Annotated in this window: 23 protein-coding genes; 10 read left to right on the forward strand and 13 right to left on the reverse strand. The window is 62.5% G+C overall.

Annotation, left to right across the window (positions count from 1 at the left end):
* Window positions 1–222: hypothetical protein (locus VMH34_00560; GenBank protein ID HTT07274.1), on the reverse strand; the 222-nt coding region annotated here is incomplete at its 3' end.
* 196 nt (window positions 223–418) lie between these two features.
* On the opposite strand from VMH34_00560, the gene VMH34_00565 reads away from it, so the two are divergent.
* Window positions 419–1369, forward strand: coding sequence for an HD domain-containing protein (locus VMH34_00565; protein ID HTT07275.1), 951 nt, complete (start codon window positions 419–421; stop codon window positions 1367–1369).
* 38 nt (window positions 1370–1407) lie between these two features.
* On the opposite strand, the gene ppk2 is transcribed toward VMH34_00565, so the two are convergent.
* The 4 genes from ppk2 to VMH34_00585 all read right to left on the reverse strand — a co-directional run bounded on the left by ppk2 (window position 1408) and on the right by VMH34_00585 (window position 4060).
* Window positions 1408–2325 carry a polyphosphate kinase 2 gene (ppk2, locus tag VMH34_00570; protein ID HTT07276.1) on the reverse strand — a complete coding sequence of 306 codons (918 nt, stop codon included), beginning with the start codon at window positions 2323–2325 and terminating at the stop codon, window positions 1408–1410.
* A 113-nt stretch (window positions 2326–2438) separates the two neighbouring features.
* Window positions 2439–2738, reverse strand: a complete 300-nt coding sequence (locus VMH34_00575) for a cytochrome c (protein HTT07277.1) — start codon at window positions 2736–2738, stop codon at window positions 2439–2441.
* Between the two features lie 160 nt (window positions 2739–2898).
* Complete coding sequence (locus VMH34_00580; protein HTT07278.1) at window positions 2899–3627, reverse strand: cytochrome c biogenesis CcdA family protein; 729 nt, start codon at window positions 3625–3627, stop codon at window positions 2899–2901.
* A gap of 28 nt (window positions 3628–3655) precedes the next feature.
* The gene (locus tag VMH34_00585) at window positions 3656–4060 is read right to left on the reverse strand and encodes a thioredoxin family protein (protein ID HTT07279.1); all 405 of its coding nucleotides are present in this window, start codon (window positions 4058–4060) and stop codon (window positions 3656–3658) included.
* A gap of 299 nt (window positions 4061–4359) precedes the next feature.
* Here VMH34_00585 and VMH34_00590 point away from each other — a divergent pair, with 299 nt between their 5' ends.
* Together VMH34_00590 and VMH34_00595 are read left to right on the forward strand one after the other, a co-directional pair.
* Window positions 4360–5277 carry a PHB depolymerase family esterase gene (locus VMH34_00590; protein HTT07280.1) on the forward strand — a complete coding sequence of 306 codons (918 nt, stop codon included), beginning with the start codon at window positions 4360–4362 and terminating at the stop codon, window positions 5275–5277.
* 270 nt (window positions 5278–5547) lie between these two features.
* Window positions 5548–7659 carry a methyl-accepting chemotaxis protein gene (locus tag VMH34_00595; protein ID HTT07281.1) on the forward strand — a complete coding sequence of 704 codons (2112 nt, stop codon included), beginning with the start codon at window positions 5548–5550 and terminating at the stop codon, window positions 7657–7659.
* Between the two features lie 86 nt (window positions 7660–7745).
* Here the strand turns inward: VMH34_00595 and VMH34_00600 are convergent, their stop codons facing one another.
* On the reverse strand, window positions 7746–8048 hold the full coding sequence (locus VMH34_00600) for a hypothetical protein (protein ID HTT07282.1): 303 nt from the start codon (window positions 8046–8048) through the stop codon (window positions 7746–7748).
* 221 nt (window positions 8049–8269) lie between these two features.
* Between VMH34_00600 and VMH34_00605 the strand changes: the two genes are divergently transcribed.
* The 3 genes from VMH34_00605 to VMH34_00615 all read left to right on the forward strand — a co-directional run bounded on the left by VMH34_00605 (window position 8270) and on the right by VMH34_00615 (window position 10110).
* Window positions 8270–8629: a hypothetical protein gene (locus VMH34_00605; GenBank protein HTT07283.1), complete on the forward strand. Its 360-nt coding sequence runs from the start codon at window positions 8270–8272 to the stop codon at window positions 8627–8629.
* Window positions 8630–8740: 111 nt separating this feature from the next.
* Complete coding sequence (locus tag VMH34_00610; GenBank protein ID HTT07284.1) at window positions 8741–9193, forward strand: hypothetical protein; 453 nt, start codon at window positions 8741–8743, stop codon at window positions 9191–9193.
* Window positions 9194–9240: 47 nt separating this feature from the next.
* Window positions 9241–10110, forward strand: coding sequence for an ADP-polyphosphate phosphotransferase (locus VMH34_00615; GenBank protein HTT07285.1), 870 nt, complete (start codon window positions 9241–9243; stop codon window positions 10108–10110).
* An 18-nt stretch (window positions 10111–10128) separates the two neighbouring features.
* Here the strand turns inward: VMH34_00615 and VMH34_00620 are convergent, their stop codons facing one another.
* The 4 genes from VMH34_00620 to VMH34_00635 form a co-directional block, all read right to left on the reverse strand.
* A complete protein-coding gene (locus VMH34_00620; GenBank protein HTT07286.1) occupies window positions 10129–10722 on the reverse strand; it encodes a hypothetical protein in 594 nt (197 codons plus the stop codon).
* A 95-nt stretch (window positions 10723–10817) separates the two neighbouring features.
* Window positions 10818–11786 carry a DUF2950 domain-containing protein gene (locus tag VMH34_00625; protein HTT07287.1) on the reverse strand — a complete coding sequence of 323 codons (969 nt, stop codon included), beginning with the start codon at window positions 11784–11786 and terminating at the stop codon, window positions 10818–10820.
* Window positions 11787–11819: 33 nt separating this feature from the next.
* Window positions 11820–13247 (reverse strand): DUF3300 domain-containing protein, encoded by a 1428-nt coding sequence (locus VMH34_00630; protein HTT07288.1) that lies wholly within the window; start codon window positions 13245–13247, stop codon window positions 11820–11822.
* 96 nt (window positions 13248–13343) lie between these two features.
* A complete protein-coding gene (locus VMH34_00635) occupies window positions 13344–13700 on the reverse strand; it encodes a hypothetical protein (protein ID HTT07289.1) in 357 nt (118 codons plus the stop codon).
* A 127-nt stretch (window positions 13701–13827) separates the two neighbouring features.
* Here VMH34_00635 and VMH34_00640 point away from each other — a divergent pair, with 127 nt between their 5' ends.
* From VMH34_00640 to VMH34_00655, 4 genes are all read left to right on the forward strand, one after another.
* Window positions 13828–14226, forward strand: coding sequence for a copper resistance CopC family protein (locus tag VMH34_00640; GenBank protein HTT07290.1), 399 nt, complete (start codon window positions 13828–13830; stop codon window positions 14224–14226).
* Window positions 14227–14235: 9 nt separating this feature from the next.
* On the forward strand, window positions 14236–15900 hold the full coding sequence (locus VMH34_00645; protein ID HTT07291.1) for a CopD family protein: 1665 nt from the start codon (window positions 14236–14238) through the stop codon (window positions 15898–15900).
* 118 nt (window positions 15901–16018) lie between these two features.
* The gene (locus VMH34_00650) at window positions 16019–17461 is read left to right on the forward strand and encodes a circularly permuted type 2 ATP-grasp protein (protein HTT07292.1); all 1443 of its coding nucleotides are present in this window, start codon (window positions 16019–16021) and stop codon (window positions 17459–17461) included.
* Window positions 17462–17476: 15 nt separating this feature from the next.
* Window positions 17477–18424 (forward strand): alpha-E domain-containing protein, encoded by a 948-nt coding sequence (locus tag VMH34_00655; GenBank protein HTT07293.1) that lies wholly within the window; start codon window positions 17477–17479, stop codon window positions 18422–18424.
* 32 nt (window positions 18425–18456) lie between these two features.
* Here the strand turns inward: VMH34_00655 and VMH34_00660 are convergent, their stop codons facing one another.
* From VMH34_00660 to aroC, 3 genes are all read right to left on the reverse strand, one after another.
* Entirely contained in the window at window positions 18457–19218 is a 762-nt protein-coding gene (locus VMH34_00660) for a peptidase (GenBank protein ID HTT07294.1), read from the reverse strand.
* A gap of 252 nt (window positions 19219–19470) precedes the next feature.
* A complete protein-coding gene (locus tag VMH34_00665; GenBank protein ID HTT07295.1) occupies window positions 19471–20643 on the reverse strand; it encodes an MFS transporter in 1173 nt (390 codons plus the stop codon).
* Window positions 20643–21746 (reverse strand): chorismate synthase, encoded by a 1104-nt coding sequence (aroC, locus tag VMH34_00670; GenBank protein ID HTT07296.1) that lies wholly within the window; start codon window positions 21744–21746, stop codon window positions 20643–20645. The genes VMH34_00665 and aroC overlap by 1 nt, the downstream gene beginning before the upstream one ends.
* Window positions 21747–21790 lie beyond the last annotated feature (44 nt).

The following is a 21790-nucleotide window of genomic DNA, read 5'->3' on the forward strand; positions in this document are numbered from 1 at the left end:
GCCGGCGGCGCCGTCCGCGCGGCGCACGGTGATGTGCGCGACCGAGGGCCGCGCCAGCCGGGCGACCTCGCTCACCGTCCGCGAGTAGGCATCCCGCAGGGCCTCGTCCGCCTGCTGAATCCCGGGCTCCTGCGCACCGGCACCCTGAACTGCAGGCGCGGGTTTCCCCGAGGCGGGCGCGTCGTTGGCGGCTTGCAGCGTGGCGATTGCGGGGGTTTTCATGGCCTTGGCGTTCGGCGTGGGACACGGCATTGATTCATGGATATGGGGGCAAAATCCCCCTTCTTCAATACGCCCCCGCCGGCCGCCCTTCCGCACCGGCCATGAAGGCCGACTTAAAGTAATTTCTGAGGGTTGATTCCTGCAATCAGTCGGGGCAGACTTGCGCGCTAGAACGCGCCGGGGGGGAGTTACGAGCGTGCGCCGCAACGATTTCGACGTCACCGACAAGATCCGCACCACCGACCCGTCCGAGGTCGTCCATGAGGTGATGCGCCTGTACCTGGGCCTTTACCCGTCGGGAAAGTCCGGGCCGATGAGGCGCGCGTTTGAGGACGTGACCCTGTTGTATCGCGGCAGGCATCCGGACTATTACCCCTGCGACACCGAATACCACGACATCCAGCACGTGCTCGACGTGACGCTGGCGATGGCGCGCCTGCTCGACGGGTACGAGCGCGGCCGGCGGGGGGAGGCGGCGCTGCCGGCGGACTTTTTCAGCCTCGGCGTGATCACCGCCCTGTTCCACGATTGCGGCTACCTGCGGCGCCGCCACGACCACAGGCACCGCTTCGGCGGGGAATACACCCTGACGCACGTCTCGCGCGGTTCGCATTTTCTGCGCGAGTACCTGCCGCACATCGGCATGAAGCGCTACGCGGCCGCCGCCGCGCAACTGGTGCACTTCACCGGCTATGAGCGCCAGCCGGACACGATCCGACTGAGCGACCCGTTGCTTCGCCGTGTCGGCGAAATCCTCGGCACCGCCGACATCATCGCGCAGATGTCCGACCGTTGTTACCTGGAGAAATGCCGCGACCGGCTGTACCCGGAATTCGTGCTGGGCGGACTCGCCCGCCGCAAGCTGCCCGACGGCCAGACCGTCACCGTGTACGAATCCGGCAACGATCTGGTGCGCAAGACCCCGGGATTCTATGCCACCGCATCGAAACGCCTCGACCAGCAACTCCACGGCGCCTACCATTACGCGGAGAAACACTTCGGCAGCCAGAGGAACCCCTACCTCGAACAGATGGATAAAAACATCAATTATGCGGAGGTCATGGCCGAGGTCATGACTGATTCTTCCCCGGGAGGGCTGCTGCGTCGCTGCCCGCCCAAGACCGTGCAATCAGACCTGCGCCCATAACCCCCGGGCTCGAACGCCCGCGCCCCGCCGCACCGGGTTCAATAAACTTCAGGAACGGTCATCTCCGAGGGCACGGGTTGTCGCAGGTAGTCCTCATGGCGTTCGCGCTCGGGCAGCTGGATGACCGGGCGCTCGATCTCCGCGTACGGCATCTGGCCAAGCAGGTGGTGGATGCAGTTCAGGCGCGCCTTTTTCTTGTTGTTGGCCTGCACGATCCACCACGGCGCCTCCGGAATATGGGTGCGCTCGAGCATGATTTCCTTGGCCTTGGTGTAATCCTCCCAGCGACGGCGCGACTCCAGGTCCATGGGGCTCAGCTTCCATTGCTTGAGCGGGTCGTGGATGCGGGCGAGGAAGCGCAGGCGCTGCTCGTCGTCGGAGATCGAGAACCAGTACTTGATCAGCTGGATGCCGGAACGCACCAGCATGCGCTCGAACTCCGGCGCCGAGCGGAAGAACTCCTCATACTGATCGTCGTTGCAGAAGCCCATGACCCGTTCGACGCCGGCGCGGTTGTACCAGCTGCGATCGAACAGCACGACCTCGCCGCCCGCGGGCAGGTGCGTCGCGTAGCGCTGGAAATACCACTGCGTCCGCTCACGATCGTTGGGCGCCGGCAGCGCCACCACGCGGCACACGCGCGGATTGAGCCGCTGGGTGATGCGCTTGATGACGCCGCCCTTGCCGGCGGAGTCGCGGCCCTCAAACAGGATGACCGCCTTGTGGCGCGTGGCGACCACCCAATCCTGCAGCTTGACCAGCTCGGCCTGCAGGCGGAACAGCTCGCGGAAGTAGCTCTTGCGCTCCTCCCGATCCGCGTCGCCCGGCGCGGCTTCACCGCCCGCGGCGAAGCGGTCGGTATTGCGGTCCTCCAACTCGAGTTCCAGCTCCTCGTCGAAGTCGTCGCGCAGGTCCTGATGGACGCGCCGGATGAAATCTGCGTCAGAGTAGTTCAAGGGGGCTGGGTTACGGGCAACTTGAATCCAAATTCACACTAGGCGCGGTTCGTTGCAGTTTTGTGACGGGGCCCGCCGGCGGATCGCCCGGGCCGCGGACGGAGGCTTCCCGGTTATTGCGGCACGGGATAGTGGTAGTAGAGCGTATTCAGGTATTGCACGACCTCCGTAATGTCTTCATTGCTCCATCCGGCCCCGGAGGATTTCTGCCAGCGACGTACCTGCGCCTGCAGACTTATCCAGTCCGTGGCCAGTTTCTTTTCGCGCCAATGTACCTGCGCACTGTGGCAGGCGACGCATTGCGTTGAGTACAACAACTCACCGCGTCTGGCATCACGCTTTGGCTGTTCGCCGGCAACTGCGGGAGTCGCCAACGAGACGACCAGCAAGGCCGGTATCAAACTCCGAGACATGTCGCCCCCCAACGTTGTTATCCCATCCTGTCTCAAGTATATGCCTCTACACGGGCCCGGTCTTTGAAAAGCTGTCTCCCAGGCGGAATGCCGGTTCGCGAAGGACTGCTTCTGGTCGGCGCCAGGGCGCGACACCCGCATGGCCAGGGACGGGTGTGACCTAAAACCGCGTTGTGAGGGTCAAGAGCCAGTCCGGGGAATGGCCGACGACCCAGGCCTCCAGGCCCTTGTCGTAGCCCGAGAGAATCAGCAGCCCGATCAGGACGAACAGTCCGCCCAGCACCCGCGTGGACGCCTGCGCCCTCTGGATCAGGCGATCGCGAAACATCCGCGTCATGCTGCGGGCACCCAGGCCGATTGCCGCCAGCGGCAGGGCGGCGCCGAGACCGAAAATCAGCATCAGCAGGCCGACCTGCGTGAGGTCACGGCCCTGGCTGGCCAGCATGCTGGCGGCGCCGAGCGTCGGTCCGACACAGGGGCTCCACGACAGGCCCAGCAGGGCGCCGACCGCGAACTGGCCGGGGAGATTGTCGAAGGCAAACCTGGCCAGAATCCGGTTGCCGGCGTTTCCGAGCCAGGCGGTGGAGCCGGCGAAGCCGCGTTGCAGCGGCGGCAGCAGCAGCACCAAACCGAGCGCCGTCATCAATCCGGCCGCGACCAGACGGACGCTGTCCGGATTGAGTCCGGTGGCGGCGCCGGTGGCGCCGATGACGGTCCCCACAGCCGCGAAGGAAAAGGCGACACCGAGCGCGAGCAACACCGGGCCATAACGGTGGACGTTGGCCGCCGAGGCGCAGAGGATGGGGATCAGCGGCACCACGCAGGGCGACAGCGTCGTCAGCGCGCCGGCGACAAAGCCCAACAAATAGGTGTGAAAACCAAAATCCATTGGACGGCAGTCGGGCCCCCGGTGATGCTCAACCGCCACCCTGTCCCGATGCACGCTGGAACAGGATTTCGATGAGATCTTTCTGGGTGATGCCGACCTGGCGGCCGACCTCCCTGCCCCCACGATACGCGATCAACGTGCTCTGCCGGTCAACGTCGAACTTTCGCAGCACGTCCTTCTGCTTGTCGAAATCGACCACCAGCACGTTGACGCCGCCGTACGGTTTGCTGCCCGCAAAACCATCGACGATGGGTTTCTGAACATGGCAGACGGGACACCAGTCGGCGTGCACGAACACGATGATCGGCGCCCCCGCGGCGTTGAGCTTCTCGAAGGCGCCGTCGGTGTAGGGTTGCGGCGTCTCGGCCCTTGCCAGACCCATTCCAAAGGCGATGAGTATTAAAAACAGTGATGCGGCACGCAGCTTTGGCATATGACTTCCAGTTCGACCCGTGTTGGATGCCTGCACCCCGGCCCTGGTTACAAATCGCTGATCCCATTTTGTCCGGTTGTGAATCAGTATCTTGTTAGTCCTTCCACAAAGAACCGGGTTCCGATTTTCTGCCGGATGTTTGTTCCAGGCCTGCGCCAATGCCCGGTCATTGCCATCCGCGACCGGCCGGGAACAGACGTTCAGAACGCGTCGAACCATGATGGCCGCAAAATTTCAGCGGAATTATCATGCGGCTGCACGCCCACTGCCGCAGGCGCAACGGGATAAAAGGTGAGCACATGAGCATAATCAGGCCATACGCCGTTGGCGTCGTCATATTCATACTCTGGTGGCTGGCTGCCGGTGTTGTCGAAGTACGGGCGGCAGAAAGTCAAATCCGCAGGCTTTCTGATGGTGCTCGCGAGCGAACTTATCTGATTTACCGTCCGGCATTATTGAGCCGCCAGACGGCAGTCCCCCTGATCGTCATGCTGCATGGCGGCTTTGGTTCCGGCAGGCAGGCCGAAAATTCCTACCGTTGGGACGCGCAGGCCGATCGGGAGGGGTTTGTCGTCGCCTATCCTGACGGCATAGGACACAGTTGGAATGCCGGGGGCATCTGTTGCGGTCCGGCCCTGCGTGAGCATGTAGACGATCTTGGCTTTTTGACACGCCTGATCGACGCCGTGACCAGGGCTGAAAATATCGACCCCAGACGCGTGTATCTGACCGGCATGTCGAATGGCGCGGCCATGACCTATCGTTACGCCTGCGAAGGCACATACCCATTGGCGGCCATCGGCCCGGTCGCCGGCAGCCTTTCCTTCTCCTGTTCGAGACCGCACCCGGTTTCCGTCCTGGCAATTCACGGGCTGGATGATCAGCACGTGCCTTTTGCGGGTGGGCAGGGTACAAAAGGCGTGACCCAGGGTTCATGGATGCCGGTGCCGCAAACGCTGGACGCCTTCCGGGCCGCGGATGACTGCCGCCCGCCCGCCGAGCGGCGGGATGGCGTCCTGCACACGGATACATCGAATTGCGCGCAAGGACGCGAAGTGGTCCTGATCACCCTTGATGGCGCCGGGCATCAGTGGCCGGGCGCAAAATCAAAATCCGGCATCGTTCAGCGGATACTGGGGCTGGATCCGCCAAGTACCGCCATGGATGCCACGACCACGTTGTGGAATTTCTTCCAGGGTCACGTGGCGCAGCCATAAATTGCCACGTCATTGCATCTGCTTTTACCTCAAATCTTCGCACTGATTGTGGGCGATTCGTGCCTGATGTTCCCGTCTTAGTGCGGGTTTCAACCAATCTTTACAGTGACATGCGTCACCCGCTGTGGAGATAACCCACTGAAGCGTAACCATTTCAAAGAAAAGAATATTTAGCCTTGGATTTGGTATAGTTGTTGCACCGCACAATCATCATACGCTTGACACTTTTTCCGCCCATCCTCTGCTGCAGAAGGTTCTTTAGGAGGACTCATGAAAGGGTTTAGCAGAATGATGTTGTGGCAGAAGCTCCTGCTGCTGGTGCTGGTCATGTCCATCCCCGGGGATTATCTGGTGTACCTGCTGATGGCCGAGAAGGGCGGCAATATTGCGCTGGCGGAAAACGAGATGACGGGCGTGCAGTATCTGAAGCCGGTGCAGGACCTCCAGCAGCACGTGATGGAGCACAGGGGCATGAGCTACGCGCTGCTGTCCGGCGACACGAGCTTCCGCGATCCGCTCGAGGCGAAGCAGTTGGAAATTGCGCGGGACCTGGAGGCCATCGCGGCAATGGAGAAGCGCCATGGCGCGATCCTGCGGACCGGAAACCAATGGACCGCGGTACAGCAGGACTGGCGGCAATTGCCGGCCCAACTGCCGCAACTCGGGGCGGAGGAAAGTTTCAGCCGCCACACCGGAATCATCAAGGACATCCAGGCGCTCATTGGACGTGTCGGCGACACCTCGCATCTCATCTTCGATCAATCGGTGGACGGCTACTATCTGGTGGACGCGGTGCTAAAGAGAATTCCGGCGGCGCTGGAGGCGCTGGAGGCGCTGCGCGGACGCAGCGCGGGGATGGCGGCGGGGAAGGCGCTGACGGACGGGATGCGCACGTCGCTGATGGTGACGCAAAACTCGGTGCGCGATCAGGCGGAGGCCATCCGATCCGACATCGAACATGCCATTGAGAATAATCCGGCGCTGAAACCATTACTCGGCGGCCATCTCGACGGCTTTCTGGCGAAGACCAATCGCACCACCCAGCTCATCGATCAGGTGATCGTCCGGAACAGCGGCGACGGCGCCCGGGAGATCCATGCCTCGAGCGCGGAGGCCATCAGCGCCACCCTGGCGCTGAATGCCGGGGTCACGCCGGCGCTGGAGGATTTGCTGAACAAGCGCATCGAACGGTTGAATGATGAAAAATACCTGACGCTGGCCCAGGCGCTGGGCTGCATGTCCCTCGTGCTGCTGCTACTCTTTTTTGTCAGCCGTTCGTTCATTCGTTACATCGACGACATCGTTTCCGTCACCAGACAGCTTTCCAAGGGCAACTTGAGCATTGATCTTTACCAGAGCGATGACAAGGATGAACTCAGCCGCCTGTACAACTCGATCTATCACATGCGGCAGAGGCTGATGGAGGTGATCCGCGGCATACGCGCGGGTGCGGATGAGGTGGGGACGGCCTCGGATCAGGTGGCGCTCGGCAACGCCAGTCTCTCGCAGCGGACGCAGGAGCAGGCCGCCAGTCTCGAGGAGGTGGCCTCCAGCATGGAGGAAATGACGAGCACGGTGAGCCAGAACGCGGACAACGCGCAGCAGGCGAAGCAGCTGGCCATACTGGCGCGCGAGCAGGCGGAACAGGGCGGACAGGTGGTCGGGAGGGTGGTCTCCGCAATGGCCGGGATCAACTCGGCCTCAAAAAAAATCGTGGACATCATTGCGATGATAGATGGGATCGCGTTTCAGACCAACCTGCTGGCGTTGAATGCGGCGGTGGAGGCGGCCCATGCGGGCGAGCACGGGCGGGGGTTCGCGGCGGTGGCCGCGGAGGTGCGCAGCCTCTCCGGCCGCTGCCAGACTGCGGCGAAAGAGATCAAGGGTCTGGTGGAGGACAGCATGCAAAGGGCGAAAAGCGGGACGAAACTCGCCGATGAGTCTGGACAGGCGCTTACCGGAATTGTGCAGTCCGCGATCAAGGTGAGCGACATCGTGGCCGAGATTGCGGCGGCGTCGCGGGAGCAGTCGGAGGGGATTGGACAGATCAACAAGACCCTGTTGCAGATGGACGAGATGACCCAGCATAACGCCTCGCTGGTGGCGGAGGTGGAGTCGGCGAGCGAGGCGATGAGGACGCAATCGGAAAAATTGAATGAATTGGTGCACTATTTCAAGCTCGAAGCGGAGATAAAAGTCCGGTCTGAAAAAGGGCCCGCCGCCAATATCACGGGTCCGTTGGAGGAACGGCATGAACCCCGCCGTCAAAAGAACAATTCCAAAGTCCATACCCCGGCGTTTCAGGTCGCGTTTCACACCGCTCGTGAAAAGGCCGTGGGGAAGTCCAAGCTGCTGACCCGGCCGTCCGTGAAAACGGGGTAACCCCGGCCCCGGGCGACGTTGAATGCCAAAAGAAGGCCCCGCTCGGGGCGGGGCTTTCGTTACATCCCACTACCAGCGGTGAGGGGTTACCAACCGTGATCGTGGCCGCGCCACTCACGACTATCATGGCGCGGGGAGTAGCTCCAAGGCCAGACATAGTAGCGCACCGGGGACGGCTGCACGTAATAGCCGTAGGGATAATACGGCTGATACGCGGGGACCGTTTCCACATAGGCGGGCACATAGGCCGGCTGCCGCACCACCGGCGCGCCGATGTTGAACCCGAAGAAGAGCCCGGTACCGTGCGCGGCCGCCGTCTGCGGCAGCGCCATGCCGGCCATCATCGTGCCGATCAAAAGACCGCCTGCTGCCGTCGTTCGAATGTTCATGGTAATGCCTCCTTTCGATGAATGAGCGTGATTACACCCTGACGAAGCCAGTCTATGGCCGCCCCGCCAAACCGGCGCTGAATCCCCGGACTTAATCTCTGAAATGTGATGCGGTTCAGATCACCCGTTTGGCTTGCATTCAGGAACTTTTACCGGTGCGCCGGTACAAACCGTTCCGTAAGCATCCACACAACTGTATGTATCGGGGAGGAGCAATCAATATGCGCCGAGTGATCAGTACGTCGTTCCTGCTGTTGATGGTGCTGCCGGCAGTTTCCGAGGGGAAGGCCACCATCGCGAATTCCACCGGGACCCTGTATCTTTCCTGTCCCTATGACAAACCTGCGGAGCTGAGCGGCACCTATGTCCAGATCATCATCGATCAAGCCAAGAATACGGTGGTCACCGGATCGGAATGCCAGGTGTCCGACGTGCACATCAATCCGGCCCGCATTGCCTTCAAATGCGGAGATGAGCTGGACATGACCATCGATCGCCTGAACGGGCACTTTCTGGCGACGGTCAAGCCGCAGGGACGCGCCTCCGGATATTGCGTTAAAGAGAAGGGGCCCAGATTCTGATTTGATTTTGTCGCCTTTGCTCCATGCGGCGGTCTAAACTCGCCCGGACAAAGCAGCTAAGATGGCGGTGATGCCGACGCTGCGACCTTCCCCCACCTTCAAGGAACCCTGATGAACGCATCGATGCTTGCACCTGCATTGCTCCTGTTCAGCATGTCCGCCGCGGCCAATGAACTGTGTGCGGCCAAAATCCAGGAAAAGGATCTGCACTCGATATATGTGGAGTTGATGCAGCCCGTCCAGGAGCTTTCCCACGGCACGAACAATCCCGCCGATGAATTTCTGGTCTCAAACCTGTGGTACCTGCTGGTGGAAGTCACCGATTTAATCGCGATGGGCGGGGAGACCGTGCTGCCGATGCGGGACAAACTGGCCACTGACCCGCAATTCGTGGACCAAACGGCCGGCGGTTACTTTCGCAAGCTGCGTCAGATCGTGGATGACGTGGCCGGTGAGATGGGCAAGCATCAATCCGGGATCAAGACGCCGGCCGCCGCCGCGAGCATGGAGAAGGCACGCCAGGGACTGGTCAAGGTCCAGGCGGTTTTGAAGGACTGCACCTGAAGCGCCGGCCCATTGCAACGGCGGCGGTGCGTTGAATCCCCCAGATCATGAAAATCGAAGCCGACAGATTCCGCGTACGGGAGGGGGAAAAAGTCAGGCTCAAGAAGCGGCCGACGCTTGTCGCGCCCGTGTACAAATCGAAGGAGCAATATCAGGAGTTGCTCGACGAACATGCGCGGCAACTCAGCGCGTTTCAGGAAATGCACTACGCGTCGAACCACTGCGCCATTTTGCTGATTTTCCAGGCGATGGACGCCGCCGGCAAGGACGGCGCCATCAAGCACGTGATGTCCGGCATCAACCCGCAGGGTTGCCAGGTGTTCAGCTTCAAACATCCGAGCGTCAGGGAGCTCGAGCATGATTTTCTCTGGCGCACCACGCAATGCCTGCCGGAGCGCGGCCGCATAGGCATTTTCAACCGTTCGTATTACGAGGAAGTGCTGATTGTTCGCGTACATCCGGAGATTCTGCGCAGCGAGGGCATCCCGGATGGCCCGCTCAACGACGGCTCAATATGGGAATCCCGCTATCGCTCCATCGTCGACCTGGAGCGGCACCTGCATCACAACGGCACACGGATCATTAAATTCTTCCTTCACCTTTCCAAAGACGAGCAACGCAGGCGTTTCCTGGAACGCATCGACAACCCGAAAAAGAACTGGAAATTCAGCCTCGGCGACGTCGAGGAGAGAAAATTCTGGAAGAAGTACATGGAGGCCTACGAGGATTGCCTCAGCGCGACCAGCACCCGGACCGCACCCTGGTATGTCGTCCCCGCCGACGACAAGGAGAACGCGCGGTTGATCATCTCGCAAATCATTCTCGATCTGTTCCGCGGACTCAAGATGACCTATCCAAAAACAAGCCGCGAACGCCGGGGGGAATTGCTGGCGATCCGGAAACGGCTTGCAAAATGACAGCCGCGCGGACGGGAATCAGCCGCTGCCGCCTTCCGACCTGACCCCGGTCGGGGTCTTGTCGTGGTGCGGCTCGGCGACCTTGACCTGCGCGTGGCTCAGGCCCAGATAAATGCGGCGGCGGCGATTGATGGGCCACCAGTCGTAGAGGAAGATCTGAATCGGCCGCCACATCGCCACCCAGCCGGCGATGGTGAAGCTCTCGCGCCCGAAGACCAGCAGCGAGGCGGTCGCGTACCGGTCGATGGCTTTGGCGGCCAGCAGGCACAGCGCCAGAAAGCCCAGGCCGATGAGCAGGCTCTCGCGTCCCTGCTTGAGGAGCCGGCGCAGTTCCCTGCGCGCGAGTTCCGCCTTGTAGTTGAAGTAGTTGTGGATCGCCTGACCGATGACCATCCCTGGGTTGGGTTCGGCGGGCATCTGCTGGAGGTGGACGGTGATGTGATAGCGGCTGTCCGACGGATACTCCATCGCCCAGCTCTCGATGTATTCCTCCGCGTCCGGGCTGAGATCGCGATTCAAAAACGGCGCCGGATCCATCGAATTGAAAAGCTGGGCCAGCTCGCGCAACCGCAATTCGAGCCGGTGGACATGATGGGCTGTGGTGGATGTCATGACGAAAGCGTCCGGAGCGGATCAATGCGGCTATGCGCCAAACCTTGAATGCATGGAGTCGACCCGGATTGGCAACCGGGCGCGACATGATGCCCTCAATGCCGCACTGTCGTCCAGGTCAAATCCGGATTGAATATGGTCATCTGCCGCGCAATCGCGGCGGTGTCGGGGCCGAGGTTCTTCTGATAGACCGTGCCGTCCTGGTTCACGATGAAGGTCATGATGCCGGAGCCGCCGTATTTCGCCGGGAACGCCACCAACGCGAAGCCGCCAATCATGTGACCGTTGACGACGTAGTCAAAGGCGCCGGCCATCGCGGCCGCTCCCTGCCGGATCAGGATCTTGTAATAGTAGCCGTGATAGGGCGCACGCTGCCGGTGGGGCTCCTTGCCGCCGTATCCCTCGGCGCGGGCGCTGGCGACCATCGGCCCCATGGGGCTTTCCTCCTCGCCCCCCTGTACGTCCCAATAAAGCCCGTCATGCCGGCCGGGACTGCTCCTGAACTTCTGCGCGTACTCGAGGATTCCGTCGCCGTTGCGATCCACCGAGGCGTATTCGCGCTGCGCATCGACGTAGGCGCGGCATACCTCGATGGCGTTGAGCTCGTTGCGGCCGATCCGTCGCGTGAGGATCTCCTGCGCGCCCTTTGCGGTGTCGAATCGCCAGGCGCCGCCCTCCTTCACGATCGGGATCGCGAAAGGCCACGCCTCGTCACCGATGGAGAGGATCGCCGTCGTATCGTTCTGACGTTCAATCTTGTGGGCCGCGTCGTATTTAGTGACAAACTTTTCCCGCCCCAGCTTGTCGGCCACCGGATCGCCGGAGTAGACAAGCTTGTTGCCCGCCGGCCCCAGGACGTTGAGAAGGCCGCCGGTCTCTCCGTCGCGCGCCGCCTTGACGAGCGCCTCGACCGCCTCTTCGGGCGATGCAAACTGCATCTGCCGCTGGCTGGAGGCGGCGGGCGTGGATGCCGGAATCACCAGCAACGCCAGCGCCGCAATGGCACCCACCGCCATGACGCCATGGCGCAACAGGTTTCTCAGGTTGCAATTCAGTCCGGTCATGACGTCCTCGAACGAATGCCGTGAAATCTCATTTTACCGGCGAAACCGGCCGCTGCTATTGCCAGTTGTGCTGCTTGACCCGGAGCCGCTCGAACGGGAGCCTGAGTCGTGGCTCGGTGCGCCATGAATCGGAGCGGCGCCCCCGTCCTGCATCGATCGCGGCAACGATGAACTGCTGCCCCGGGGCTGCGCCGATGGTGATGGGGCAAGGCTTCTGTCCTGCATCGATCGCGGCAGCAACTGCTGGCTGGTCCGGGCACGCTCCAGCTGCCTCTGCACCTCGGGCGCTTGTGTCATCCCCTCGAATGCGGGCGGCTGCGGCCGCTGCGTCGCCAAGGGTTGCTGCATCACCGATGTTGGTGCCGTCACACGCGGGCTCACCACGGATTGTTGCGTTGTCGTTGTCGGGACACGCGGGCCTATCGGTGGCTGTGTCGTTGCCGGTGTCGTCACACGCGGGCTCACGGACTGTTGCGTTGTCGTTGCCGGGACACGCGGGCCCACCACCGGCTGACCACCCGACGCGGGGATACCTGCCGCGCCGCTGGTGGCCGGGTAGCCGCGGAAATCACGGCGCGTATCGGGCGACCCGGCGCTGTTGCCCAGGAACCGCGTGCGCGTATCGGGAGTGCGGTAGGGAACGCCACGGCGATGGTACGGATCGTGATCCCACGTGTCACCCGTAAATCTCGGATGGTTCCTGTGGTCGATGGCAAACCTGTCGATCTGGTTGAATCTGTCGTGATCGACATGTACCCGGTGATGATCCCAGTCGCAGCTCTCCCAGCCCCAAAGCGTGCCGATGATGCCCACGCCGATGCCGAAGATGATTCCGGTGCTGAAATCATAGCCTGGCGGCGCCGGGAAATAGTCCGGCGGATAGTCCGGATACGGCCAGTCGCCGTAGACGACCGTCGGGCTGTAGGCCGGGACGTAAACCACCTCGGGCGTCGCGGGCTGGATGATGATGGTCGATCCCTCCGTGATGACCACCTGCTGCGCCGTCGATCGCAGTGTCCCCGCCGCCAGCGCCTGCGCGCGGAGCCGCTGCACCGAGTCCATTACATCGGATTCCTGGGCCAGGAAGGCGTCGCCCAGTTGCTGCATCCAGCTGAGGTTGCCGTCCATCAGCTGGAGGACCTGCGGAAATGGAACCAGCGATTTCACGCTGGGGTCCCAGTCCTGCTCGTCGAGCGCGCCGGCGAGTTGTTCGCCGCTGAGCCCGGCGTTGTTCGGATCCTTGATCCAGCGTGCCGCCTGGACGACTTCCAGCGGATAGGTCGAGGCCGTGAGTATTTGCGTGAGCAGCGTATCCGGATAGAGCGCGATGGGCGCGAGCAGCTGATCGAGCTGCGGCGGCGCGAGCACGGGGGCCTCCTGCGCCGGGACCTTCGCCGGCGCGCTCCAGATGACGATGGCGGCAAGCATGCCGGCCATCATTCGGATCAGGTTCGCTTTCATATCCCGTCCCGCATCAGACAACCACAGCCCGGAAACTGCATGGGTTCCCTCGCCGAAGCGGCGGCCCGGCGGGGGCTCACGCAATTTTTGCAGGGACTATGGCTTCCTTTTGGCCTCCGAGCTGTTGGTCGGTGTACCGGTCAACGGCGCACCCGGCTTGAAGGCCGTCTTGACGTATTTGTCGCCCTCCTTCGCAATGCGCGTGGTCCAGCCCGTGTTCCAGTGGATTACGGCCGCGCCGTCCTCCTCCTTCCAGGTACCCTGCTTCATGGTGTCCTTGTGGGTGCCCGTGGCGGTGCCGTCCTTGCTCAAGGTGATCTCGAAGGGCTTGCCGTTGGTGTCGTTCAGCATCCACGAGCCTTCGTATTCCGAAGCCATGGCGGCGCCTGAAAGGCCGAAAAACAGTGCAACGGCCGCCAGTAGTGCTGAAACTTTCTTGAATTGGGTTGTCATTTACCTGTATCTCCAGTTTCGTATTATTGAACACTTCAACCTTGCGTTGGTATCGCCGGATTAACGCGGGTTGTATGCAGTTCAATTATAATGAATTTGAAGCCGCCCAATTGAATTGATTTGAATCATGACATGGTCATCTTTTACCGCACCTGAACGAATTCCGGCCATCGGGTTTCTCGGCATTCTCCTCATCCTCGGTCTGCTGGCTCATACGAAGCCGGCGTTTGCGCATGCGATCGTGGTGGAATCCACCCCGGCGGTTAACGCGGAAGTCGGCGGGCCCGATGTTCACATCGATTTGCGATTCAACAGCCGCATCGACCACGCCCGTTCGAGGTTGATCCTGACCGACGCCGCCGGGCACAAGGTGCGCGTGACGATTCCGGGCGATGCGCCCGCTGATCATATTTTGACCACAGTGAAGGGCGTTGCACCGGGAAAGTGCACGCTGGAATGGCGGGTCTTGAGCGTTGATGGGCATCTCACTCGCGGCCTGATTCCCTTCACTGTCACCGTTCCTTGAGGCGAAGATGTGGATCTGCTGATCGATCTATTCGCGTTCCTGAGTGTCATGTTGCGAGGTTCGGCGCTGACGGCGGAGGCGCTGACGGTGGGCGGAATCATATTCCACTATGCCGTGCAGCCGGCGCTTGATCCGGCGTCCGCCGCTGATCGGCGCGCCGCGGCGCGCATGACCGGATTGCTCTCCATCGGTGCGCTCGTGCTGGCGACGGTGGTCTTGATCGCAACCACCGTCGATGCCCTGGTGCTGGTCTCCACTGTCGGCGTGAGCTGGGCGGAGGCGATGACCGCCCCGTTTGTATGGGCGGGCGCAGGGACCATCGTCGCGGCCCTGGTTGTGGCGGCCGTCACGCGAATGGGTCTGCAGACCGGTGCCGGTCGCCTGACCGCTGCGGTGATGATGTTGGCAATGATCGTGATGATCGCATCATCCGTGTCGACGACGCACGCGATGGCGCGTCTCGATGGACGCATGCCGCTGTTGCTCGCCTCCGCGCTCCACCAGACGGGCGCCTTCACGTGGATTGGCGGCATTCCATATTTCCTCATCGCGTTGACCGGCATTGATGCGCCCGCTACTCGATCGCGGCTCGCGTTGCGGTTCTCCAGGCTCTGCATTGCCGCCGTGCTGGCAATCGCCGGCTCGATGATCGTATACGCCGTGCGTTATATCGGCAGTGTCGACGCCGTTTACGGCACCTCCTACGGCGTGATGGCAGCCACCAAGGCAGTGATGTTTGCGAGCCTGCTGGGCTTCGGTGCGGCCAATTACTTCGCCGTGCGCCGTCTGGGGGCAAGCAGCGGCGCAACGCTGTCGCGATTGCAGCGTTTTGCCGAGGTTGAACTGGGCATCGGCATCGCCGTGTTCTACGTCGCGGCGTCGCTCACTTCGCAACCGCCCGCCGTGGATCTGACCCAGGATCGCGTCAGCTGGCAGCAGATAGTGAATCGCGTGCTGACGCCCCGGGAGCCGCGGCTGATCAGTCCTGCGCATATCGAGCTCGCCATCCCGATGGAACAGGAGCGCCTGAATCGCCTCGCGGCGGCGGCCCGGCAACAGGCGCCGCAGGCTTATGTGCCGGGTTCGGCCGAGTCGGCGCCCAGCAATGCCGCCGACATGGCCTGGTCTGAATACAATCACAACTGGTCGGGGATACTGGTACTGGTCATCGGGCTCCTGGCGCTGGCCTGGCGCGCGGGCTGGCCCCCGGCCAGGCACTGGCCGGTGTTGTTCATCGTGCTTGCGATTTTCATCGCTGTACGTTCGGACCCGGAGGCGTGGCCGACGGGAGATATCGGATTTCTCGCAAGCATGCGCGCCCCGGAGGTGCTGCAACACCGGCTGATGACGCTGCTGGTCGCCATCTTTGGCATCTTCGAATGGCAGGTGCGCTCCGGCGCATTGAAAGGCACCTCGGCGGCCTACGTCTTCCCCCTCTCCAACGCCCTCGGCGGCATCATGCTCCTGACGCACAGTCACGCCCTGTCCAACGTGCAGGAGGCGTTGCTGGTGGAACTCAGCCACATCCCCATGGGATTGCTCGCCATCGCGGCCGGCGGGGCGCGCTGGCTGGAATTGCGCACTCAACCACCAGTGCGCAACGCCGCCGCCTGGATCTGGCCGCTCTGTTTTGTCGGCGTGGGTATCATTTTGCTGGCCTACCGCGAAAGCTGAACACGCCCGAAGCAGACCTTGAAGCTGTCATTCCACCGCGTCCAGTGGTTTTTCCACGTTGCCCGGCCTCACCCGGCATGGTCTTTGCTGTATTTTGAGGCATGGGATGGAGCAAGTTATGCACATCGACTGGCAAAATTACCGGCCGGGGAAGTTTTACGATGAATTGATCGAAGCGCCCGGCCAGCCGCGTCCCGACGCGCGGGTGCTGGCGGCCTATCTGTCGTCGTTGTCCGGCGCCGAAATCAAGGCCCGCAAGGCGGCGGCCGAACTGGCCATCCGGGTCATGGGCATCACCTTCACGGTCTACAGCGAGGGCGGCAACATCGACCGGCAATGGCCCTTCGACATCGTTCCCCGCATCCTGCCCGCCGATGAATGGCGGCGCACCGAGGCGGGACTCCGGCAGCGCCTGACCGCGCTCAATTGTTTCATCGACGACGTCTACAACAAGCAGCGCATCTTCAAGGCCGGCATCGTACCGAACGAACTGCTGGCCACCTCGCGCAACTACCGCAGCCAGTGCGTGGGCATGCAGCCGCGCCACGGCGTGTGGGCGCACATCTGCGGCTCCGATCTCGTGCGCGACGCCGACGGCACGCTGTACGTGCTGGAGGACAATCTGCGCGTGCCCTCCGGCGTCTCCTACATGATCGAGAACCGCAACATCACCAAGCGGGTCCTGCCGGAGTTGTTCGCCGATCAGAATATTCTGCCGGTGGACGATTACCCCGAACGCCTGTTCGACATGCTCGCCTCGCTGTCGCCGCGCCCGCAGGACAAGCCCGAAATCGTCGTGCTGACGCCCGGCATTTACAATTCGGCCTACTTCGAGCACGCCTTCCTGGCGCGCGAGATGGGCGTGGAACTGGTCGAGGGCGGCGATCTCGTCGCCGGCGATGATGATTGCGTCTACATGCGCACCATCGCCGGCCTGGCGCGGGTGGACGTGATCTATCGCCGCATCGACGATCTGTTCCTTGATCCGGAGACCTTCAATCCCGAGTCGCAGCTCGGCGTGCGCGGGCTGATGCGCGCCTGGCGCAAGGGCAACATTGCGCTGGCCAACGCCCCGGGCGCGGGCGTGGCCGACGACAAGGTCATCTACCACTATGTGCCGAAGATGATCAAATATTACCTGAGCGAGGAACCGATCCTCCCGAACGTGCCCACCTGGCTGTGCGCCAATGACACGGAGCGCCAGCACGTGCTGGCCCATCTCGATCAACTGGTGGTGAAGCCCGCCAACGAATCCGGCGGTTATGGCATGCTCATCGGCCCGCAGGCCAGCCGGCGCAAGCTGGCCGAATTCAGGAAACTCATCCACGCCGACCCGCGCAACTACATCGCCCAGCCGCTGCTCATGCTGTCGACCGCGCCGACGCTGTGCGGCAACCGGCTGGAACCGCGTCACATCGACTTGCGGCCGTTCATCCTGCAGGGCCGCGGCACCCATGTCACCGCCGGCGGCCTGACGCGCGTGGCCCTGGTGAAGGGATCCTACGTGGTCAATTCCTCGCAGGGCGGCGGCAGCAAGGACACCTGGGTCGTGGCCGGATAAGAGCGCATTTCCATCATGCTTTCACGCGTCGCTGAACGGATGTACTGGACCGGGCGTTACATGGAGCGCGCGGAGAACATGGCGCGGCTCATCAGCGCAAACACGCGCATGGCGCTGGACTCGCCGCGCGAAGTCCCGGCGCCGTGGCAATCCATGGTGCAGATTCTGGGTCTGGATCGATATTACAACGAGCATTATGGCGCCGCCGATGAACGCCATGTGGTGCGCTTCCTGATGGCGGACGCCGGCAATCCATCATCGATTGTGTCCTCGCTTGCACAGGCCCGCGAGAACGCGCGAACCACGCGCGAGATCCTGCCCAATGAGGCGTGGGAACAGATCAACGACGCCTACTGGCACGCCCGCGAGCACGCGACCCGCGCCCTGCCCCGCAATCATCGCGAACCTTTTTTGACCGGGATCGTGCGCACCTGCCAGCTGCTGAACGGCCTGCTGGCCGGCGCGATGAGCCATGACGACGCCTATCAGTTCGTGTTGCTGGGCCAGAATCTGGAGCGCGCCGACATGACCACGCGTGTCCTCGATCTGGGTGTCGTGGGCATGACGGAACTGGTCCGCACCACCCGGGCCGGCAAAACCCCGACGGCGTTCGCCAATCTGGCCTGGCTCAGCGTGCTGTCCTGTCTCTCCGGCTACCATATGTACCATCAGCACGTGCAGACGGGCGTCAAGGGCCAGGAGGTGATGCAGTTCCTGCTGCACGACTCGCGCTTCCCGCGCGCCGTGGCCCACTGCCTCGCGGCCCTGCAGGATGGGGTGACCCGCCTGCCGCGGCATGAACAACCGCTGCAGGCCGTCACCGCCATGACCAAACAATTGTTGGGAATCGAGGTCGCGCCGCTGTTGAAGCAGAGGCTGCGCACCTGCATGGATAATCTGCAACAGGCCCTGGATCGAATTCACACGGCCATAGAAACCAACTGGTTCCGCACCACCGCCTGAGGCAAAACTGGCGCGAGGGACTGCCGTGTAAATTAATGTGTTGCGGTGGTCAGTTCGCGGACATGCTCGCCACCGGCGCCGGCGAGATTCAAGGGCGGCAGCTTGCGGAAGGCCTCCGCCAATCCGCTTTCCCATGACTTTTTCAAGTCGCGCAGATAGGGGCTGTCATGGTTCAGGCGGACATGCTCGCCGGTCCGCAGGCTGCCGGCCCGGTAAATCAGGAGATCGATGGGCGGCCCGACGGTGACGTTGCTGCGCATGGTCGAATCCATCGATACCAGCGCGCACAGTGCCGCCTGTTCGAGGCTGGTCTCGGTGCTGATGATGCGATCGAGAATCGGCTTGCCGTATTTGCTCTCGCCGATCTGCAGGTATGGCGTCGCGTCAGAGGCGCTGATGTGATTGCCCTCGGGGTAGATCAGCAGAAGCGCGTGCGATTCGCTGCCGATCTGGCCGCCGAGGATGAAACTGGCTTCAAAGGTGGTGCCGCCGCCGGTCAGGCGCGTCTGCTGGTCGCGGCTGATTGCGCCGAGATAATCCGCGGCTGCATGCATGTCGCTCATGGTCATCAGATTGTGTTCCCAGCCCTCGCGGATGTCGCGTTGCAGGCGCGCCACCACGCCCTGGGTGGTGGCAAGATTGCCTGCGGAGAGCAGCACGAACTGGCGATCGCCATCGCGGCCGAAGGTGTGCATCTTGCTGTAGGTGCTGACCTGATCGATACCCGCGTTTGTGCGCGAGTCAGAAGTAAACACCAGCCCCGTCTTGACCTGGGCAGCCAGACAATAAGTCATTTGTGGTGTCCTGGTTTTTTTCCGTTGGGCCAGAGTAGGGCCTGCCCCCGAGCCGGGTCAAGGGCGTCCCTTCCAAAGCTGTTTAAAAAGTCCTTCCATGGAACTTTTTCAACTCGAAAAGCAAAAGGCATGGTTTTTACTTTTCACCGTTTCCCAACAACGTCAAGTCGTTGGAAAACGGCAGTACCTCCTTGTACCACATGGCAACTTATGGAAAAAGTTGTGGGTTCGGCACGTTCATGACGCGCCGCATCAAACGGGGTCTGGACGAAGCTGCGGCGCACCTTCCAGCCATCGCCAGGCGATGGCGAACGCCAGCACGCACAGGAGGCTCGCGGCGGTGAAGGTCCACACCGGACCCCGCCCTTCCCAGAGATAGCCGCTGCTCAGTGCGCCGGCGGCGCCGCCGACGCCGTAGGCGACGCTGCTGTAAAGGGCCTGGCCGCGGCCCTGGTGGCGGCCGGTGAAATAACGGTGGATGAACTGCACCGCCGCCACGTGCTGCATGCCAAACGAGATCGCGTGCAGCAATTGCGCCAGCACCAGCACGAAGAGCCACTGGACGAAACCGGCGATCAAAAGCCAGCGCACGGTGGTGGCGGCGATGCTGAGCAGCATGAGCAGGCGCAGCGGCATCCATGGCAGCAGCCGGTGCATGACGAGGAACAGCAACACCTCCGCCGCCACGCCCAGGGCCCACAACTGCCCGACCACGCCGCGGGCATAGCCGTGCTCCTCCAGATAGATGGTGTAGAAGTTGTAATAAGGCCCGTAGCTCACCTGGGTCAGCAGACAGACAGCCAGCAGGGCCGCAACTTTGGGCTGGCCGAGCACGCGAGCGAGGTGCATGCGCGCCGGCCGGGGATGCGGAACCCTCCGATCCGGCGTATACAGGCTCATCACGGTGGCAGCGGCCAGCAATCCCACCAATACCGCCGGCAGCGGCGTCAAACCGGTACGTTCGAAGATCCATCCCAAGGCGACGACGGTGACAATGAAACTGATGGAACCCCAGACGCGGATGCGGGTGTAGGCCTCCGTCGAGTCACCGAGATGGTTGAAGGTTACCGCCTCGAATTGCGGCAGCGAGGCGCTCCAGAGGAAACCGAACACCAACATCACCACCAGCGCCGGTGCGTAGGTTGTGATCCACAGCATCGGCAGGAAACTCACCAGCGACAGCAGGAAACTCACGCGCACCACCCGCATCCGTCCGCCATGGTGATCGGCGATCCAGCCCCACAGCGTCGGCGAAACGATGCGCCCCGCGACCAGCGCGCCGGTCAGCAGGCCGATCTGCGCCGGCGTGCAGCCCAGCAGTTTGAAATAGGGATTGAGATACGGCACCAGCGCGCCGATGACGGCGAAGTAGGCGAAGTAGCCGCCGGACAGCCTCCAGTAAGGCACCCCCGAATGACGCAACATCAGCGCTTGGGCGTGGCGGGAACTACCGGTGTCGGCGAACGAACGTCAAGATTCTGGGCGCGGTGGCGCAGGGCATGATCCATCAGCACCAGCGCCAGCATGGCCTCGGCAATCGGCGTGGCGCGGATGCCGACGCAGGGGTCGTGGCGCCCGTGCGTCGCCACCTCCACCGGATTGCCCCGCGCGTCGATGCTGCGCCCCGGCAGACGGATGCTGGACGTCGGCTTCAGCGCGATGCTGACGAGAATGTCCTGGCCGCTGGAAATGCCGCCGAGAATGCCGCCGGCGTTGTTGCCGAGAAAACCTTCCGGCGTCATTTCATCGCGGTGCTGCGTGCCCTTGTGTTCGACGGCGGCGAAACCGGCGCCGATCTCCACCGCCTTGACGGCGTTGATGCCCATCATCGCCTTCGCGATGTCGGCATCCAGCCGATCGAACACCGGTTCGCCCCAGCCCGGCGGCACGTTGCTGGCCACGACGTTGATGCGCGCGCCAATGGAATCGCCCTCCTTGCGCAGCGCGTCCATGAACGCTTCCAGCTCGGGGACACGCGCCGGATCCGGACAGAAAAATGGATTGTCATCAACGGCGCTCCAATCCCGGCGTTCCAGTTTGATCGGCCCCAGTTGCGCCAGATAACCGCGGACCTGCACGCCGTATTTCTCGCGCAGGTATTTCTTGGCGATGCCCGCTGCCGCCACGCGCATGCAGGTCTCGCGCGCCGAGGCGCGGCCGCCGCCGCGGTAATCGCGGAAGCCGTACTTCTGATTGTAGGTGTAATCGGCGTGACCGGGACGGAAGCGATCGAGAATGTTGTCGTAATCCTTTGACTTCTGATCGGTGTTCTCGATCAACAGTCCAATCGGCGTGCCGGTGGTTTTGCCCTGGAACACTCCCGACAGGATGCGCACCCTGTCATCTTCGTGCCGCTGCGTGGTGTGGCGCGACTTGCCCGGTTTGCGCCGATCCAGATCGTGCTGCAGATCCTCCTCGCTCAAGGCGAGGCCGGGCGGGCAGCCGTCCACGATACAGGCGTACGCCGGCCCGTGGCTCTCGCCGCAGGTGGTGAGCGTGAACAGTTTGCCGATGGTGTTACCTGACATGGCGCTATTGTAGCGACATAAGCATATTCCGGCGAAATCTTCGC

Source organism: Gammaproteobacteria bacterium (assembly GCA_035501935.1).
Classification (GTDB): Bacteria; Pseudomonadota; Gammaproteobacteria; order JAJPIJ01; family JAJPIJ01; genus JAJPIJ01.

What these genes read in the sequence shown, in the direction of transcription:
- VMH34_00585 (HTT07279.1), bottom strand. Translation starts at nt 4,060, where the DNA reads ATGCCAAAGCTGCGTGCCGCATCACTGTTTTTAATACTCATCGCCTTT.
- VMH34_00635 (HTT07289.1), bottom strand. Translation starts at nt 13,700, where the DNA reads ATGACAACCCAATTCAAGAAAGTTTCAGCACTACTGGCGGCCGTTGCA.
- VMH34_00590 (HTT07280.1), top strand. Translation starts at nt 4,360, where the DNA reads ATGAGCATAATCAGGCCATACGCCGTTGGCGTCGTCATATTCATACTC.
- VMH34_00620 (HTT07286.1), bottom strand. Translation starts at nt 10,722, where the DNA reads ATGACATCCACCACAGCCCATCATGTCCACCGGCTCGAATTGCGGTTG.
- VMH34_00650 (HTT07292.1), top strand. Translation starts at nt 16,019, where the DNA reads ATGCACATCGACTGGCAAAATTACCGGCCGGGGAAGTTTTACGATGAA.
- VMH34_00630 (HTT07288.1), bottom strand. Translation starts at nt 13,247, where the DNA reads ATGAAAGCGAACCTGATCCGAATGATGGCCGGCATGCTTGCCGCCATC.
- VMH34_00660 (HTT07294.1), bottom strand. Translation starts at nt 19,218, where the DNA reads ATGACTTATTGTCTGGCTGCCCAGGTCAAGACGGGGCTGGTGTTTACT.
- VMH34_00655 (HTT07293.1), top strand. Translation starts at nt 17,477, where the DNA reads ATGCTTTCACGCGTCGCTGAACGGATGTACTGGACCGGGCGTTACATG.
- VMH34_00600 (HTT07282.1), bottom strand. Translation starts at nt 8,048, where the DNA reads ATGAACATTCGAACGACGGCAGCAGGCGGTCTTTTGATCGGCACGATG.
- VMH34_00640 (HTT07290.1), top strand. Translation starts at nt 13,828, where the DNA reads ATGACATGGTCATCTTTTACCGCACCTGAACGAATTCCGGCCATCGGG.
- VMH34_00610 (HTT07284.1), top strand. Translation starts at nt 8,741, where the DNA reads ATGAACGCATCGATGCTTGCACCTGCATTGCTCCTGTTCAGCATGTCC.
- aroC (HTT07296.1), bottom strand. Translation starts at nt 21,746, where the DNA reads ATGTCAGGTAACACCATCGGCAAACTGTTCACGCTCACCACCTGCGGC.
- VMH34_00665 (HTT07295.1), bottom strand. Translation starts at nt 20,643, where the DNA reads ATGTTGCGTCATTCGGGGGTGCCTTACTGGAGGCTGTCCGGCGGCTAC.
- VMH34_00595 (HTT07281.1), top strand. Translation starts at nt 5,548, where the DNA reads ATGAAAGGGTTTAGCAGAATGATGTTGTGGCAGAAGCTCCTGCTGCTG.
- VMH34_00605 (HTT07283.1), top strand. Translation starts at nt 8,270, where the DNA reads ATGCGCCGAGTGATCAGTACGTCGTTCCTGCTGTTGATGGTGCTGCCG.
- VMH34_00575 (HTT07277.1), bottom strand. Translation starts at nt 2,738, where the DNA reads ATGTCTCGGAGTTTGATACCGGCCTTGCTGGTCGTCTCGTTGGCGACT.
- VMH34_00580 (HTT07278.1), bottom strand. Translation starts at nt 3,627, where the DNA reads ATGGATTTTGGTTTTCACACCTATTTGTTGGGCTTTGTCGCCGGCGCG.
- VMH34_00615 (HTT07285.1), top strand. Translation starts at nt 9,241, where the DNA reads ATGAAAATCGAAGCCGACAGATTCCGCGTACGGGAGGGGGAAAAAGTC.
- VMH34_00625 (HTT07287.1), bottom strand. Translation starts at nt 11,786, where the DNA reads ATGACCGGACTGAATTGCAACCTGAGAAACCTGTTGCGCCATGGCGTC.